Source organism: Actinoplanes xinjiangensis (assembly GCF_003148685.1).
GTDB lineage: Bacteria > Actinomycetota > Actinomycetes > Mycobacteriales > Micromonosporaceae > Actinoplanes > Actinoplanes xinjiangensis.
On sequence record NZ_QGGR01000004.1, the window covers coordinates 311,497 to 327,342 of the forward strand.

The following is a 15,846-nucleotide window of genomic DNA, read 5'->3' on the forward strand; positions in this document are numbered from 1 at the left end:
AGATTCATTTGAAAAAGCTTCGAACCGACTCCGGACCGATGGCGTACGGAGAGGCATAACCCACTGGCGGACCGGACCGGAACGCCGGACACGAGAATCGGGGAGAGATCGTGGCAGGAACGCCGGGCATGGGTCAGGTCCATGCCACTCAGGAACAGCTCAACTCCATGGCGACCCGGTGCTCCGACACCGGTCAGAACATCTCGCGGGGCATGACCCAGTTGCTCGGCCAGATCCAGGGCCTCAGCGGCGGCGCCTTCGCCGGTACCGCGAACAACGCCCTCCAGGACGTCTCGGCGCAGCTCAACGACGGTCTCGCCAAGATCATGCAGGCGCTGGACGAGCTCGGCGGCAAGATGTCGTCCGCCTCGCAGACGTACGGCGTCAACGACGACGAGGCCGCGCAGGCCATCCGTGGCGCCGCTACCGGTGGTGGCGACAGCGCCGTTCTCAGTGCCCTTCGCGGCTGACCCGAATCGGAGACAGAATCATGAACATCACCTACAACTTCGGACAGATCGCCGACACCTCGGCCTCCATCAACAGCTTCCAGGGCCAGATGGACCAGCAGCTCAACGACCTGTACACCGCCTTCACCCAGCTCTTCGCCCAGGACTGGACCGGCGCGGCCGGCACCGCCTGCGACGAGGCCCGGCAGAAGTGGAACCAGGGCGCCACCGAGATCAAGCAGGCACTGGCCAGCGTCGGCGTCAAACTCGGCGCCTCAGCCGAGCGGATGCAGCAGGTCGACGCACAGATCGCCGCCAACATGTGACCATTCCACTGCGCTTCCCCGATCGGCCGCCGGAAATCCACCGGCGGCCGATCATCGGCATTTTCGCGCGAATTTCAGAAGGTGCACGAGGCTGTTCGTAAACAAGATCTTCCGGGTGGGTGAATGCCCGTACCGATGGCGGAGGATTCATGCCATGAGAACCGCGACGCTTCTTTCGGCCCGGCCGCTGCTCTCGATCATCCTCACCTTTTCCGCCGCCACCCTGACCCCCGTCGCGGCCCGGCCGGCCGCCGCCCCCTTCCCGCCGGCCGCCGCCCTCTCCCCGCCGGCGACCCCGGTCATGGCTTCACCGGCCCGCGCGGCGGCGGGCCTCGCAGCGCCGCCTCCGGAGCCGCCGCGTCTGGTGGTGTCCGGTCCCGTTGCACCGGTTCGGGCCGCATCGGCTCACGCGGTGCCCGGTGTCGTGGCGTCCGGTCTTGTGGCGTCGGGTCTTGTGGCGTCCGGTCTTGTGGCGTCCGGTCTCACGGTTCCCGGTCTCGTGGGGGCCGGTCGTGACGCGTCGGGTCTCGTGGCATCCCGTCTCGACGCGTCGGGTCTCGGGGCGTCGGGCCTTGTCGTGTCCCGTCTCGTTGCGCCGGGGCAGAACTGTGCGCAGCCGGGGCAGGATCGGGTCAACGGGTCGTGGGCTCGCGTCATGTTGCAGGCCGACGCGATCCGGGCGCTGGCGGACCGTGGGCCTACCCGGGTCGCGGTGCTCTCCACCGGTGTCGACAGTGGGCAGCCGCAGCTCGGCGACCGGGTGCTGACCGGAGCCGACACCGTCGACAACGCGGGCGGTGCCGATCAGGACTGCACCGGAACCGGCACCCAGGTGGCCGGCACCGTCAGCGGCCGGCCGGACGGCGGGGAGGGCGACGCCGCCGGCCTCGCACCGGGCGCCACGATCCTGCCGATACGGGTGATGCCCGACGACCCGGCCGGCTCCGAACCCACCGCCGGCACCCTCGCCCGCGGCATCCTCACCGCCGTCGAGAACGATGCCGACGTGGTGGTCGTGGCCGCGCCGGTCTACCAGGACGACCCCACCCTCGCATCGGCCGTCGAAACAGCCCTCGCTCAGGACGTCGTCATCGTGGCCGCCGCCGGTGACCTGGGCTCCCGGGACGACGGCAACCCCGACCCGTACCCCGCTTCCTATCCCGGCGTAATCGGCGTCGGCGCCATCGACCAGACCGGCCAGATCTGGTCGAAATCCCAGTTCGGGGAGTACGTAGACCTGGTCGCCCCCGGCGTCGCAGTGCCCACTCTCCAAACCGGGCGCGGCGTGGTCGAGGCCGACGGCACCGCGATCGCCGCCGGTTTCGTCGGAGCCGCCGCCGCCCTGCTCCGGGCCGGTGACCGCGACCTGCCACCCGCCGAGGTGACCCGCCGCCTGATCGCGACCGCGAGTCCCGCTCCCGCCGGGCCCGCCTTCGGCGCCGGAGTGGTCAACCCCTACGCGGCCCTGACCGCCCGGGTGGTCGACACCGACGCCCGCCGCCTCCCCGCCCTCGAACCGGCCCCCGTCCCCGACAACACCCCTGAACTGCGCCGCCGTGCCATCGCCGTCAACACCGCCGTCGTAGCCGCCGTCCTGGTCACCGCGCTGCTCCTGACCGCCGCCGCGTTCCGCCGAAGCCGCCGCCGAACCTGGCGTCCCGGTCTGCCCCCCGACCTGCCGACCCCAGCCGAGCCCCTCGAACCCGGCCCTCCCGTCATGCTCCTAGACACCCCACCCCGACCCCGGAAGTAAACCCACGTCCCGCCGTCAGCCCCCTCCGAGCGGTGACCCGCCAGCCACTGATCCACCCACCGTCCCGCCTGCCGTGCCTCCGCCGCCCCATCGCCCGGGGCGCCGCTGCCTCTCATGCGGTTCCGTTGCCCGGGCGCCGCTGGCTTCCGTGCGATCCTGCTGTTCGGGTGCTGTTGTCCTTCGTGCGGTTCTGCTGCGTGGGTGCAGTGCCCGCTCCGATGGTGCTGCTGCTCGGTGAGCGAGGTGCAGCACCATCCGCCGGAGACGTCAGCTCGCGTCCGCGCGACGGGTCAAGATCTTGTCTGGTTGGTCGTGGCCGCTGTCTCAAGGACGCTGAGACAGCGGCCACGACCAGCCGAGATCTACCGGCCGGAGACCCCGTCGTCGACATGGCGCCATTTGCCGCTATCTGGCCTCTGCTTTCGGCGGATGATCTTGCGAATGGTGCCTGCACGAAGCATCCGCCCGCATGCGTTGACGGTTCTGCCTTGTGCCGATCGGACTCGTGGTCGTGGTCGTGGTCGTGGAGACCACAGCACACGATCGCCGATCGTGTGCCTACATCGTCGCTATCACGGTGATGAGAGTCCACGGTCTGACCTGTGTGGACGCGGGTCGTCGGTATGGCGATGGTCGGCGCACACGATCAGGCTGTGTGTGCTTCCGTCGCTGACTACAGCTTCACGCTCGGGGAAGGCGGGTGATCTGCCCGACCGTTCGGCCTGGTTCTCACCGCGGCTCAAGGGTGTGAGGGCGCGCCTTGTGGGTGGCCGTTCGTGGGCTGGCTGCCAGGGGGCAACTCTGGGGGGACGGGCATCCCCACCAAGGAGAACGATCTCCACTGCGCCCGATCACGGCCATCGCGCCCGGCTATTTCGCAAGGCCGGACGACCTCGCCCATGCCGGACGATACCTACAGTGCTGAATGATCCTTGTCGAACCGGACGGTCGCAGGCTTGCCGAACGGTCTCGACCAGGCCAGACGACCTCCGCAATGCCGACGGACTCGGTCACGTCGGACTATCTCTACAATGCCGGACGATCCTTATCTAACCGGACGCTCTCTAATCTGCCGAACGGTCTCGGCCAGGCCAGACAACCTCCGCAATGCCGACAGTCTTTGCCATGCCGGATGGTCTCGGCCGTTCAAACGGTCGGCCATGCGGAGGATCTCGGCCATGTGGAGGGTCTCTACCTGGCTTGGCTGGGGTGCGGGATTTGGGTTGGGTTCGGGTGGGGTGGTGGGGGCGGGATCGCAGCCCGGCGGGGGGGGTGTGGGGCGGGAGGGGGCGCCTGCCCGGCGCGGGAGCAGGTGGGGCGGGGTGGTGTGGTCGGGGAGGGGTGGTTCGTACCGGATGAGGGGTTTCAGTTGGGGTTGGCGGCGGGGAGGCCGGCGGCGGCCGGGTCCAGGGTGACGCCCGGCGGGATGGCGTTGATCAGGGCGGTGGGGATCTCGGCGGCCAGTGCGGGGGTGTAGCCGAGGCGGGCGAGAGCGTCGGGGTTCGGGATGGGGTGGCGCAGGCCCACGTCGGTGACCAGGGCGAAGCTGCCGGAACCGGGTACGCGGACGAGGGCGAACCGGCCGCCGCCGACCTGGATGCGGTCGGCGAGGAGGCGGCCGGAGCCGGCGGTGCCGCTGGTGGGGATGGCGGCGTCGTAGGCCGAGGCCGGGCCGCCGACGGTGAGGTCGGGTGGCTTGGCGGCGTCGCGGGTGACGGCGCAGGCGGATTCGTCGGCGGCCACGGCGGCCAGGCGGGGGACCTGGTCGGGGCCGCGGACGTTCGCGTCGCCGGTGTTCGGGGCGCGGCTCTCGGGGATGTCGGTGAGCTGGTCGACGGCGATCTTGCGGGGTTCGCCGAAGTCCGCCGAGGCGCTGAGGACGACCTGCTGCACCGAGGTGATCGGGGCGCGGCCGTCGTCGAGGATCAGGTTGAACTGGCGGCCGCTGCCGGTGTCGGTGACCAGGATGTCGCCGATGTCGAAGCCGGGGGCCGCCTCGGACGCGTCGCCGAGGTCGTCGACGGTGATCGGGGCGATGTCGGTGCCGGACGGGAGGGCGTTGAGCCAGGCGGTGCCGATGCGGGTGGGTGCCTGGTTGCCGAAGAGGGCGACGACCGTGGTGCGTTCCGGGATGCGGTGTTTGCGGCCCTGCCAGATCAGGTGGGTGGCGGTGTCGTCGGTGACCAGCAGCGCCCGGTCGCCGAGCGGGGTGCCGGCCGGGCCGGTGGCCCCGACCAGCAGGATCGACGTGGGGCGGTCGCCGGGGATCGCGCAGATCGCCCACGGGAGTCCGGCCTGGCGGGCCGGTTCGGGCAGCGAGGCGGGAGCGCCGGCGATGCCGATGGTGACGCCGCGGGGGGTGCCGGCCAGGGATTTCGCGGCGATCCGGAAGACCGGTGGGTTGGGGCGGCCGGACGCCAGTTTCGCCGAGGTGAAGTTGAGTGCCGGGTTGAGGCGGCCGCGCAGGTAGACGAAGCTGGCGCCGGTCTCCCGCTCGACGACGACCGAGCCGTCCTGCTGCCACTGGCCGGCGCCGGTACGGGTGAGCAGGCCGTAGATGCCGAACCCGGCGGCCACCAGGACCGCCACCATCAGGCCGCCGAACAGGGCGCCGATGCCGCGGCGCAGCGGGGACTGGGCCGGGTCGGTCTCCCGCATCACGAACGCCGAGATCACCCGCTGGTTCATGAACTGGTACGACTGCAACTGATCGCGGCGGGAGATCATCCCCGGTTCACCCGCCGATCGAGGCGAACAGGCCCCGGATGCCGTCGAAGACGCCGGCCACCGCGCAGGCCAGCGGAATCAGCGCCATGATCGCGATGATGTCGAGGATGTCGCCGGCACGCCCCAGGTAGGGCGACGGCGCCTTGCGGCTGTAGATCAGCGCGGACGGCAGGGCCACCGCGGTGACCACGGCGGCCAGCACGACCAGGACCACCCCGGAGACGGCGCCGGTGACGACCGGCCCGACGCCCAGACCGGCCAGGCCGAGCAGGCCTGCGGTCAGCAGCGGCACCCGCTGCTGCGGGGTCGGCAGCAGACGGGCCCGCAGCAGGAGGGCGACGATCGCCGCGATCATCAGGAGTACGGCCGCCGTGCCCGGCCCGGACAGGGCCAGCCAGGTCATCGCCGCGATGCTGCACACCGCCGCGGACAGGATGAACCCGGTCAGCACCTCGGACGCGCGCACCACGGCCGCGAACACGTCCGCCCGGCGCGGCATCTGCTGGTCCTGGAGGATCTCCTCGGCCCGGTTCGGCAGGTCCGGGAAGGGCAGCCGGCCGATCCCGCCGGCCAGCACCGGATAGGCCGGAAGCAGGCCGATCACCGTGGTCAGGGCCACCGCGGCGGCGCCGTCGGCGGACACCCCGGCCAATGCCAGGGTCGCCGCGAGCAGGCCGGTCAGGGCGGCCGCCATCCCCGCCACGAAGAACCGGGTCGGCCCGGCCACCCCGGCATGCCCGAGCACACTGATCACCAGCAGCGCGGACGAGCCGAGGACCAGCCCGGCGGCACCGACGTCGAGGAAACCGCCGCCGGGTTCGGTGAGCAGCCAGGCGCCGCCGAAGAACGCGTACGGCAGACCGCTCGCCGCGACCACCCCGCCCGCGCTCGCGTCCTTGAACGCCCGCGACAGCAGGATGCCGAGCACCGCGCACGCCAGGGAGACGACGAGCGCGATCACGCCGGGCAGCACCCAGCCGGGGCCGGTGGCGGCCAGCCCGGCCAGACCGAGCAGCAGGGCTCCGGCGGTGACGGCGAGGCCGCAGTGCCGGGTGGCGGCCGGGCTCCACGTGCGGCCGGCCCGCCGGGAACCGCTGGCGATCACCTCGACGACGTCGTCGTACGCCAGCTCGGGCCAGTCCTCCCGGGCCGGGTCCAGGTGCAGCAACTCGCCGTCGCGCACACCCTGCGAGGCCAGATTGCGGCCGGGTTCCAGGGTGGTGCCGGTGGCCCGGCGCAGCACCCAGCCGCCGTAACGCTCGGACGGTTCGCCCAGGGCGCCCTCGGCGTGCCGCAGCAGATGCGGCAGCAACTCGGCGACGAGCATGTTGTCGGGCAGGGCGAGATCGAGGCGGCGGGTCGGCGCCGCGATGGTCACCCGGGCCAGGGAGGGCCCGCTTGCTGCGGGTGCGCTCACAGTGGACAACGTAGCAGGATCGCCCACCGATGACGGATAGGATGATGTCGCTACGTCACACGCGGGGAGCCCAGAGTGACAGTAACGATCATCAAGCGGCCACCGCGCCGGCCCGCGCCCGTGATGCCGTCCGGCGAGGTCCCGCTCGATCCGCCGCCGGAGATCCCGCCGCCGCAGGGCAAGGGCTGGAGCCGGATGCTGATGATCCTGCCGATGGGTGCGGGCGCCGCGGCCATGGGCCTGATGATGGGCGCGCAGCGGGGCGGCCCGATCACCTACGTGGCCGGTGCGATGTACGGGGTGTCCATCCTCGGCATGTTCGCGATGATGCTGACCAACACCTCCGGCCCCGGCAAACGCGAGATGATCGAGGCCCGCCGGCAGTATCTGCGGCATCTGTCCCAGCTGCGGGCCCAGGTGCGCAACACGATCCGGCAGCAGCGGGAGGCGCTCTACTACCGCAACCCCGACCCGGAGACGCTGTGGACGTTCACCGACAGCGGTCGCCTGTGGGAGCGCCGCCGTGGTGACGCCGACTTCACCGTGGTCCGGATCGCGGTCGGCCCGCAGGAGGTGGCCACCCGGCTCGTCCCGCCGCAGACCCGCCCGGTCGACGATCTGGAGCCCCTGTGCACGATGGCGCTGCGCCGCTTCCTGAACACCTACTCGGTGGTGCCGGACCTGCCGGTGTCGGTGGCGCTGCGCGACTTCTCGCACATCTACGTGCGGGGCGCCGGCCGCCCGGCACACGACTTCACCCGCGCCCTGCTCGCCCAGATGGTCACCTTCCACGCCCCCGACGACCTGCGCATCGGCGTCTGCGTGCCGGACCACGAGCGCGCCCGGTGGGAGTGGGTGAAGTGGCTGCCGCACACCCAGCACCCGGGCAAGACCGACGCGGTCGGGCCGGTGCGCCTGGTCGCGCCGAGCGTGCCCGCGCTGGAGGCGATGCTCGACGACGTGCTGGTCAACCGGTCCCGGTTCGACCCGGCCGGTGCGCCCGGCGGCGGCCCGCACGTCATGGTGATCATCGACGGTGGGTCGACGGCCGGTTCCGACCATCTGATGACCGAGGGCGGCGTCGCCGGTGTCACCATCGTCGACCTGTCGGTGCCCCCGCCCCGGCTGCTCGACGACAGCTCGGTGGTGCTGGAGATCGCCGCCGACGGCGCGGTCACCGGCACCACGATGGACGGTCCCACCGAGGTGGGCCGGGCCGACGTGCTGAGCCTGCCCGAGGCCGAGGTGCTGGCCCGGGAGCTGGCGCCGCTGCGGCTCTCCGCGGCCTCCCAGGCGGATGCGCCGGCCATCTCGCAGGACACCGGGCTGGCCGACCTGCTGGAGCAGGACGATCCGTACGGGATCGATCTGAACGAACTGTGGGCGAGCCGGCCGAACCGGGACCGGCTGCGGGTGCCGATCGGGGTCGGTGCCGACGGCCGCCCGGTCGAGCTGGACCTCAAGGAGTCCGCGCAGGACGGCATGGGCCCGCACGGCCTGCTCGTCGGCGCGACCGGCTCCGGCAAGTCGGAACTGCTGCGCACGCTGGTACTGGCGCTGGCCATGACCCACAGCCCGGAGATCCTCAACCTGCTGCTGGTCGACTTCAAGGGCGGCGCCACGTTCGCCTCCCTGGACCGGCTGCCGCACACCGCCGCGATGATCACCAACCTGGAGGACGAGCTGCCCCTGGTGGACCGGATGCTCGGCGCCATCCAGGGCGAGCTGACCCGGCGGCAGGAGCTGCTGCGCAAGGCCGGCAACTACGCGTCCCAGCGCGACTACGAGCGGGCCCGGTCGGCGGGGGTGCCGTTGGCTCCGCTGCCCAGCCTGCTCTTCATCGTCGACGAGTTCTCCGAGCTGCTCAGCGCCCGCCCGGACTTCATCGACATGTTCGTCCAGATCGGACGGGTCGGGCGGTCCCTCGGCATCCATCTGCTGCTGGCCTCGCAGAAACTCGAGGAGGGGCGGCTGCGCGGGCTGGAGTCGCACCTGTCGTACCGGATCGGCCTGCGGACGTTCTCGTCGATGGAGAGCCGGGCCGTGCTCGGTGTGCCGGACGCGTACGAGCTGCCCCGGTCACCGGGGCACGGCTATCTGCGGACCGGCACCGAGGGGCTGATCCGGTTGAAGGCGGCGTACGTCTCCGGGGCGGTCCGGCAGAACGGTGACCTGCCCGGCGCCGGCAGCCGCGGAGGGAACCCGGTCCGGGACTTCTCCACGTTCTATGTGGCTCCGCTGCTCACCACGTCGGAGGAGGACGCCGCGCCGGTGGAGGAGACCACGGTCGGGGACACCCTGATCGAGGTACTGGTCCGGCAGATGGAGGGCAAGGGCGCGCCCGCCCACGAGGTGTGGCTGCCGCCGCTGGACAAGGCGTCCACGCTGGGGCAGATGCTGCCGCCCGCGATCACCGTCCCGGAGCGGGGGCTGACCGTCGACGCCGAGGACCGGTACGGGGCGTTGCACGCGCTCGGCGGGATCATCGACAAGCCGTACGACCAGCGGCGCGATCCGATGTGGCTGGATCTCTCCGGCGCGGCCGGCAACGTGATGATCGTCGGGGCGTCCCAGTCCGGCAAGTCGAACCTGCTGCGTACCCTCGTGGTCAGCCTGGCACTGACGCACACCCCGCGGGAGGCGCAGTTCTACGGGCTCGACTTCGGTGGCGGTCCGCTCAGCGCGCTGGCCGACCTGCCGCACGTCGGCGGGGTGGCCACCCGGCGCGACGTCGACAAGGTGCGGCGCACCATCGCCGAGCTGCACGGGCTGATGCGGGCCCGGGAGGAACTGTTCGCCACCGAGAACGTGGAGGGCGCGGCGGCGTACCGGCGGGCCCGTTCGCAGGGCCGGTTCGCCGACGACGCGTTCGGTGACGTGTTCCTGGTCGTCGACGGCTGGGCGACGTTGCGCACCGAATTCGAGGACCTCGAGACGACCGTGCACGAGCTGGCCAACCGGGGTCTCGGCTTCGGCATCCACGTGCTGGCCGCCACGAACCGGTGGATGGACGTGCGCCCGCAGATCCGGGACGTCTTCGGCACCCGGATCGAGCTGCGTCTCGGTGAGGCCGCCGACTCGGTGATCAACCGGCGGGAGGCGGTCAACGTGCCCGAGGGCGCACCCGGCCGCGGTCTCACCCCCGACGGTTTCCACTTCCTCGCCGCGCTGCCCCGGATCGACCGGGAGCAGCGCGCCGAAGACCTCGCCGAGGCGGTCGCCGAACTGGTCCGCAGCGTCGCCGAGCAGTGGACGGCGGCCCCCGCCCCCCGGGTCCGACTGCTGCCGGCCGAGCTGCCGTTCGAGGCCCTGCCCGCGGCCCGCGGCGGTCTGGTGCCGGTCGGTATCGCCGAGGCCGACCTGCAACCGGTCGCGCTGGACTTCGACGCCGAGCCGCACGCGCTGCTCTTCGGTGACGTGGAGAGCGGCAAGAGTTCGTTCCTGCGCAGCCTGGCCCGCTCGATCGCGGCCGCGCACAGCCCGTCCGAGGCGCGGCTGCTGCTGGTGGACCTGCGGCGCAGCCTGCTCGGCTGCGTCCCGCCGGAGAAGACCATCGGGTACGGCACGTCGCACCAGGTCACCGCCGATCTGATCAATCAGGTGGCGGTGGCGATGCGGGAGCGGCTGCCCGGCCCCGACGTCACCCCGGAGATGCTCAGGAACCGCAGCTGGTGGAAGGGCCCCGAGCTGTACGTGCTGGTCGACGACTTCGACCTGATCGCGTCGGCCAATCCGAACCCGCTCACCCCGCTGCTGGAGTTCCTGCCGCAGGCCCGCGACATCGGCCTGCACGTGGTGATCACCCGGCGGATCGGCGGCGCCGGCCGGGCCCTGTTCGACCCGGTGATCGGCCGGATCCGGGAGCTGGCGTCGCCGGGGATCATGATGTCCGGGCAGCGGGAGGAGGGCCCGCTCTTCGGCAACCTCAAGCCGCAGCCGCTGCCGCCCGGCCGCGCCTGGTTGATCACCCGGAAGCACGGTGCCCGGCTGGTTCAGCTCGCCTGGTCCCCGCCGGCCCGGTGACGCCTACCGGCGGGGCGGGCCCACATACTGCTGCTCGACACCGGTCTGATGCAGGAACACATAGCGGTCGTCGCCGTCCCCGATCAGGGCCATCATGTCGTCGTTCATCGACTGGAGGAGCTGCCCGCTCTGCGGCCGCAGCCGCAGCGCCGCCGAGGCCAGGGCCGCCTCGTCGCCGCCGAGCCGTTGCAGGACCACGAGACCCGCCTCCTGCACCGCCGCCACGCCCGGCCGGTCCAGTTGCCGCAGGATCGTCAGCTGCGTGTGCCAGGGGCCCAGCGGTGGGCTCGTCATCGGCCCGGACACCCCCAGGTCGTAGACGGTCAGCAGCGGGGTCTGCGCGGTCCCGCCGTACGGCCCACCGGCCTCCCCGGCGACCACGGTCAGCCGGTTCTGCTGCCCGGTGGCGCGTTCGCCGAAGCCCGTCCACGCCCGCGGCTCGGTCGTCACCACGACCACCCGCACCCCCACCGAGAACGCCCGGAAGATCAGCAGCTGGGCCGCCCACACCCCGCCGATCAGGGCCACCCGCACCGGCTCCGGCGCGAAGAGCCGCAACGGCACCGGCACCTGCTGCTGATCGCGGCCCAGCAGCAGCCCCGCCGACGGGGACGGCAGGGCCGTCACCCGGCGCAGCCCGGACCGCGGCACGGTGTGCCAGCCGATCCGCAGCCGGCTCGTCTGCCCGGACGGGCCGGTCCGGTCCCGTGGGCGATCGCCGTCCGGCCCCGGCGGCGGGCCGCCCGGCTGGTCCGGCGGGTGGGTGAGCGGGGACGGCGTGGCCAGCGGGGCGGACGTGACCGCGGGCGCCACCGGGGTCCGGGCGATCGGCACGGCGGCCCGGGCGACGGCGGGCGGTGGCGGGGCCGGCTGCGGTGCCGGTGCCTGCTCCTGGACGGCGCGTTCCTCCGGGTACGGCATCGGATGGCTCATCCGGCGCCACCCCCGGTCGGTGCCGTCGCGTACGCCGCCGGCCCCTGCTCCCCGTCGAGCGGCTGCAACTCGCCACCGGCCCGCCGGACACCCTCGACCAGCACCCGGTCCAGCGCCCGCAGGTCCGCGTCGGGCCGGGTCGCCAGCCGGATGAACGCCCGCACCGGGACGTCGTCGGCGCCCGTGTGGGGAGCGGAGGCGCCGAGCACCAGCGCCACACTCGTCTGTGCGGCCGGGGCGGTCGACGCCCACGCGAACAGCGACCCGATCTCGGTTGCCGACGCCGGCCAGGTGTGCAGCCAGTACGTCCGGTGCACCAGCCGCGCCGACCGCCAGTGGGTCCACGCCTCGTCCACGCCGGGCCCGTCGGCGAGCGCCCACGGCTCCACGTCGCAGGAGCGGGCCAGCAACGCCAGCAGCCGCTCCGTGTCGAGGGCCCGCCCGGTCACGCCGAGCCGCCGCAGGCTGGTCACCATCTTGCGGGCCAGACCGGCGACGAGCGTGGCGGCGGCCTCCGGGTCGGCGGTGTGATCGAGCAGTGCCTCGGCGAGCGCCTGCGCGTCGACCCGGATGCTGACCGACGACTCGCGGTAGGACGGGACCGGCCCGGCGCCGGTCGCCTCGGTCAACTGCCGGTAGGAGGCACCGGACGGCGAGGCCGCCGGCACGTCCGGGCTGGGCGCCGGCACCGTGTGCGTGACCAGCTCCAGCACCAGGCCGGGCTGGCCGGTGCCGGCGAGGATGCCGAGCAGCGCGTCCAGCGGCAGCGGCGCGGCGGCCGGGTCGAGCATGACGACGCTGAACCACCCCGCCTCGTCCCGGGCCACGCCGACCGTCCCGTCGGAGGCCGTCACGTCCTGCACGGTCAGGCCCGGCGCCACCGTGCGCAGGGCGGCCAGCACCGGACCGGGCCGCGCGTCGATCCGGGCGGCGCGGCGGCGCCGATGGTCCCGGGCCACCTGCCGGTGCTCCAGCCACCAACGGTGCTGCCGGCGGGAGAAGAAGGCGAACAGCAGCGCCGCGGAGGCCGCACCGGCCGGCAGCAGCACCGCCGGGCCGGCGGCCAGGGACGCGGCCAGCGCGAGCAGCACGCCCTCGGCGACCAGGATCTGCGCGAGGCTCAGTGACCCGAGATACCCGCGCCGGGGCACCGCACGGACCGGGACCGGGGGCGGCGGCGCTGCCCGGTAGGTCATTCCTTCACCACGGTGCACGTCTCACCCCCTGCCGCTCAGCGTGTCGCCATCCGCAGATCGGCGAGCATCAGTGTCCGAAGGTCGTCCCGGCTGGGCATCCGCCCCATCGCCCGCAGCCGTCCCGACTGCGCCTTGCGCATGCCCTCCAGCAGCTTGCGGGCCTCCCGCGCGTTACCGAAGTTGCGATCCCGTTCGAGCCGCCCGAAGTGCTCCCACAGCGCCTCCGGCAGCCCGTCGGCGAACACGTAGTCGTCGTGCCGGGCGATCCGCCCGGCGATCAGCACCAACTCGTCCGGGCCGTAGTTCGCGAACTCCATGGTCTTGGCGAACCGGGAGGCCAGACCCGAGTTCGCGTCCAGGAAATCGGACATCTCCCGGGTGTAGCCGGCGACGATCACCGCGACCTGATCGCGGTGGTCCTCCATCAGCTTCACCAGGGTGTCGATCGCCTCCTGGCCGAAGTCGGCGGCCGCCCCACCGGCCCGGGCCAGCGTGTACGCCTCGTCGATGAACAGCACCCCGCCCATCGCCTCCTCGAACACCGACGTCGTCTTCTCCGCGGTGTGCCCGATGTACTGCCCGACCAGGTCCCGCCGGGACACCTCGCGAAACTGCCCGTTCGGCAGCACACCCAGCGCCTTCAGCAACTGTCCGTAGATCCGGGCGACCGTCGTCTTCCCCGTCCCCGGGGCCCCCGTGAAGATCAGATGATGGCTGACCGCGCCGACCGACAGGCCCGCACTGCGCCGCCACTCGTTCACCTGGATCTCGTCGATCAGGGACCGGACCTCGTCCTTCACCCCGCCCAGCCCGATCATCGAGTCCAACTCGGTGAGCAGCCGTTCCACCTCGGCGGCGTCCTGCGCGGCACCGGCCGCCAGCAGCCCGGCCTGCGGCAGCCCGCCGGCGTCGCTCAGCGTCACCGTCGCCTCGGCGCGCGGATCGACCTGCACCGGTGGGTCGGCGGTCTCCTCCACCCGGCACCGCTCGACCACCGCCGTACAGCCGGCGCCGATCACGATGCCCGGACCGGAGGTCTGATGCACCCACGTCTCGACGATCCGCGGCGCGCTCGCATAGGCGGCCACGATGCCCGCGCCGCCTGTACCGGACACGTCACAGCGCTCGATCAGCGGGCGCCCCGACTGGTAGACGTAGACACCCCGATGGCCGCAATCGCTGATCCGGGTGCCGCGGATCACCGGATCCGCGCCGAGCCGGACGATCACGCCGTCGTCCGAGACGCCGCGGATCTCACACGAATCCACCGTGCCGCCGGCGTCGGAGAAGACGAGACCGTGCTGGCCGGCGACCACCCGGACCTCCGTGGCGTCGACCGTCGCGCCACCCTCGGCCTGCAGGCCCGCGCCGTAACCCGCGGACAGCTCACAGCGCCGCAACCGCACCCGCCCGCCACCGATCGCCACCGCCGGATAGTCGTCCGACACCAGCGCCAGCCCGTCCACCTCCACGTCGCCGGACGCGACCGTCAGCGCCGGACCGTCCAGACCGGACGCGTCCACCACCGCCGAACCGGGATCACCGGACGCACGCACCGCCAGACGCCGGCCGGCCAGGTCGATGCGCTCCCGGTAGGTGCCCGGGGCCAGCGTGACGACGGCCCCGTCCGGCGCCACCTCGAGAGCGTCGCGCAGCGTCGGATAGGTGCCCGGAACCGCCAGGGTGCTGACCACGAGCGGAACTCCTTCGTGCCCAGGGTGCAGGTCGGCGTCACTGTCCGGCGTGGACCGCCGGAGAGCGGCGTAGACCCGAGGCTATCGCCCCGGACCGATCATGGAGGCCCCTGTCGATGAATCCGGCCCGGTCACCCTCTTCCGGGGTCCCTCTTCACCCCGGCTCATCCGGTACGGCCACACATGCACGCCCCGGGCGGACAACGGCAGGCCGCACCGCGAACGGGCGGAGAAAACGCCGATGCCCGTCCCAGCGGGACGGGCATCGTTGTGCGGGGCGGCCTCACCCCGTACCCCATGAAGGTCTTTGATCAGCGCGGACGCTGCTGGCGGAACGCGCCCTTGCTCGGCCGCATGTTCTTGGGGATCGCGCCCTTGGGCATCTGCGGCCGCGACATCAGCGCGCCGAGCCGCTTGTCCAGCGAGTTGACGTCCTTGCCGGTCAGGTTCTTCGGCAGGCGCAGCATCGTCGAGCGCAGCTTGCGGATCGACAGCTGACCCTCGTCGGGGCCGATCACGAAGTCGTAGATCGGCGCGTTGCCGATCACCTTGACCAGCCGCTTCTTCTCCTGGCTGAGCAGGCTCCGCACCCGCTGCGGGTCACCCTCGGCCAGCAGGATCACACCGGGCTTGCCGACCACCACGTGCACCATGTCGAACTGCGTGGTGGAGCTCGCGGCCGGGCGCACCCGCCAGTCGCCGCGCATGTTCTCCATCAGCGAGGCGGCGGCGCCGGGCTGGCCCTCCGCCACGTTCATCATCGCGGTGTTGGAACGCAGGTTGAGCACGATCAGCACGGCCAGCAGCGTGAACAGGATGCCGACCGGAATCCACAGCCAGCCACCGGTCAGGAGCACGACCGTCACGGTGATCGCGATCGGGATCGCGATCGCGGCGACGACCAGCGGGACGAACCACTTGTCCTGCTTGGCGGTGAACGAGAACACCTGGCCGATCTGCTTCAGGCGCTCGCCGAACGACACCTTCTCCTGGGGTTTTGCCATGCCCGGAAGTGTAGTGGGGCTCAGGTACCTTACGGCGTCCCGGGGACCTCGGCGGCCGTGTGTAAGGAGGGACCGGCGCGAGAGATGAGGCGGCGGCCCCATGCCCGGGGGCCGGCTGCGGGCGAAGAGTCGTCCTCATGATTCCTTTCAGCGACCCCGGCACCCACTTCCAGCTCGCCCGTTTCCGGATCGACGGCATGCTCCAGGACGCGTCGGCCCACCGTGTCGCCCATCCGGAGAAGGCCGACCGGCCACCGCGCCGCCGGCTCTTCCGGGTCAGGCCGCGCCCTCTCGCATCGTGAGCGACACGATCGGGTCGGAGAT

11 protein-coding genes are annotated in these 15,846 nt (G+C 72.3%); 5 read left to right on the forward strand and 6 right to left on the reverse strand.

The features are described 5' to 3' along the window. Positions 1 to 110: 110 nt before the first annotated feature. The 3 genes from BC793_RS11220 (at position 111) to BC793_RS11230 (ending at position 2,528) form a co-directional block, all read left to right on the forward strand. Positions 111 to 470, forward strand: coding sequence for a WXG100 family type VII secretion target (locus tag BC793_RS11220; protein WP_239169870.1), 360 nt, complete (start codon positions 111 to 113; stop codon positions 468 to 470). 20 nt (positions 471 to 490) lie between these two features. Next, on the forward strand, positions 491 to 775 hold the full coding sequence (locus BC793_RS11225) for a WXG100 family type VII secretion target (RefSeq protein WP_093610899.1): 285 nt from the start codon (positions 491 to 493) through the stop codon (positions 773 to 775). 655 nt (positions 776 to 1,430) lie between these two features. After that, a complete protein-coding gene (locus BC793_RS11230; protein ID WP_109591999.1) occupies positions 1,431 to 2,528 on the forward strand; it encodes a S8 family serine peptidase in 1,098 nt (365 codons plus the stop codon). Between the two features lie 1,365 nt (positions 2,529 to 3,893). On the opposite strand, the gene eccB is transcribed toward BC793_RS11230, so the two are convergent. Both eccB and eccD read right to left on the reverse strand, forming a co-directional pair. Then, positions 3,894 to 5,255, reverse strand: coding sequence for a type VII secretion protein EccB (eccB, locus tag BC793_RS11235; RefSeq protein ID WP_109592001.1), 1,362 nt, complete (start codon positions 5,253 to 5,255; stop codon positions 3,894 to 3,896). A gap of 7 nt (positions 5,256 to 5,262) precedes the next feature. After that, entirely contained in the window at positions 5,263 to 6,672 is a 1,410-nt protein-coding gene (eccD, locus tag BC793_RS11240) for a type VII secretion integral membrane protein EccD (protein WP_109592003.1), read from the reverse strand. A gap of 75 nt (positions 6,673 to 6,747) precedes the next feature. On the opposite strand from eccD, the gene eccCa reads away from it, so the two are divergent. After that, positions 6,748 to 10,695, forward strand: coding sequence for a type VII secretion protein EccCa (gene eccCa / locus BC793_RS11245; RefSeq protein WP_109592005.1), 3,948 nt, complete (start codon positions 6,748 to 6,750; stop codon positions 10,693 to 10,695). A gap of 3 nt (positions 10,696 to 10,698) precedes the next feature. On the opposite strand, the gene BC793_RS11250 is transcribed toward eccCa, so the two are convergent. The 4 genes from BC793_RS11250 to BC793_RS11265 all read right to left on the reverse strand — a co-directional run bounded on the left by BC793_RS11250 (position 10,699) and on the right by BC793_RS11265 (position 15,522). Next, on the reverse strand, positions 10,699 to 11,628 hold the full coding sequence (locus tag BC793_RS11250) for a hypothetical protein (RefSeq protein WP_203896116.1): 930 nt from the start codon (positions 11,626 to 11,628) through the stop codon (positions 10,699 to 10,701). Then, positions 11,625 to 12,824, reverse strand: coding sequence for a type VII secretion protein EccE (locus BC793_RS11255; protein ID WP_109592007.1), 1,200 nt, complete (start codon positions 12,822 to 12,824; stop codon positions 11,625 to 11,627). Before BC793_RS11255 ends, BC793_RS11250 begins: the two co-directional genes overlap by 4 nt. A gap of 35 nt (positions 12,825 to 12,859) precedes the next feature. Beyond that, complete coding sequence (locus BC793_RS11260) at positions 12,860 to 14,518, reverse strand: right-handed parallel beta-helix repeat-containing protein (protein WP_109592009.1); 1,659 nt, start codon at positions 14,516 to 14,518, stop codon at positions 12,860 to 12,862. Positions 14,519 to 14,829: 311 nt separating this feature from the next. Beyond that, positions 14,830 to 15,522, reverse strand: a complete 693-nt coding sequence (locus tag BC793_RS11265; RefSeq protein WP_109592011.1) for a DUF4191 domain-containing protein — start codon at positions 15,520 to 15,522, stop codon at positions 14,830 to 14,832. Between the two features lie 137 nt (positions 15,523 to 15,659). On the opposite strand from BC793_RS11265, the gene BC793_RS49530 reads away from it, so the two are divergent. Next, positions 15,660 to 15,824, forward strand: coding sequence for a hypothetical protein (locus BC793_RS49530; RefSeq protein ID WP_158319230.1), 165 nt, complete (start codon positions 15,660 to 15,662; stop codon positions 15,822 to 15,824). The last annotated feature ends 22 nt before the right edge of the window (positions 15,825 to 15,846 follow it).

Excerpts from the sequence above, each read along its gene's own strand:
- BC793_RS11225 (WP_093610899.1), top strand. The coding sequence starts at position 491 with ATGAACATCACCTACAACTTCGGACAGATCGCCGACACCTCGGCCTCC.
- BC793_RS49530 (WP_158319230.1), top strand. The coding sequence starts at position 15,660 with ATGATTCCTTTCAGCGACCCCGGCACCCACTTCCAGCTCGCCCGTTTC.
- BC793_RS11265 (WP_109592011.1), bottom strand. The coding sequence starts at position 15,522 with ATGGCAAAACCCCAGGAGAAGGTGTCGTTCGGCGAGCGCCTGAAGCAG.
- BC793_RS11255 (WP_109592007.1), bottom strand. The coding sequence starts at position 12,824 with ATGACCTACCGGGCAGCGCCGCCGCCCCCGGTCCCGGTCCGTGCGGTG.
- BC793_RS11250 (WP_203896116.1), bottom strand. The coding sequence starts at position 11,628 with ATGAGCCATCCGATGCCGTACCCGGAGGAACGCGCCGTCCAGGAGCAG.
- BC793_RS11230 (WP_109591999.1), top strand. The coding sequence starts at position 1,431 with ATGTTGCAGGCCGACGCGATCCGGGCGCTGGCGGACCGTGGGCCTACC.
- eccB (WP_109592001.1), bottom strand. The coding sequence starts at position 5,255 with ATGATCTCCCGCCGCGATCAGTTGCAGTCGTACCAGTTCATGAACCAG.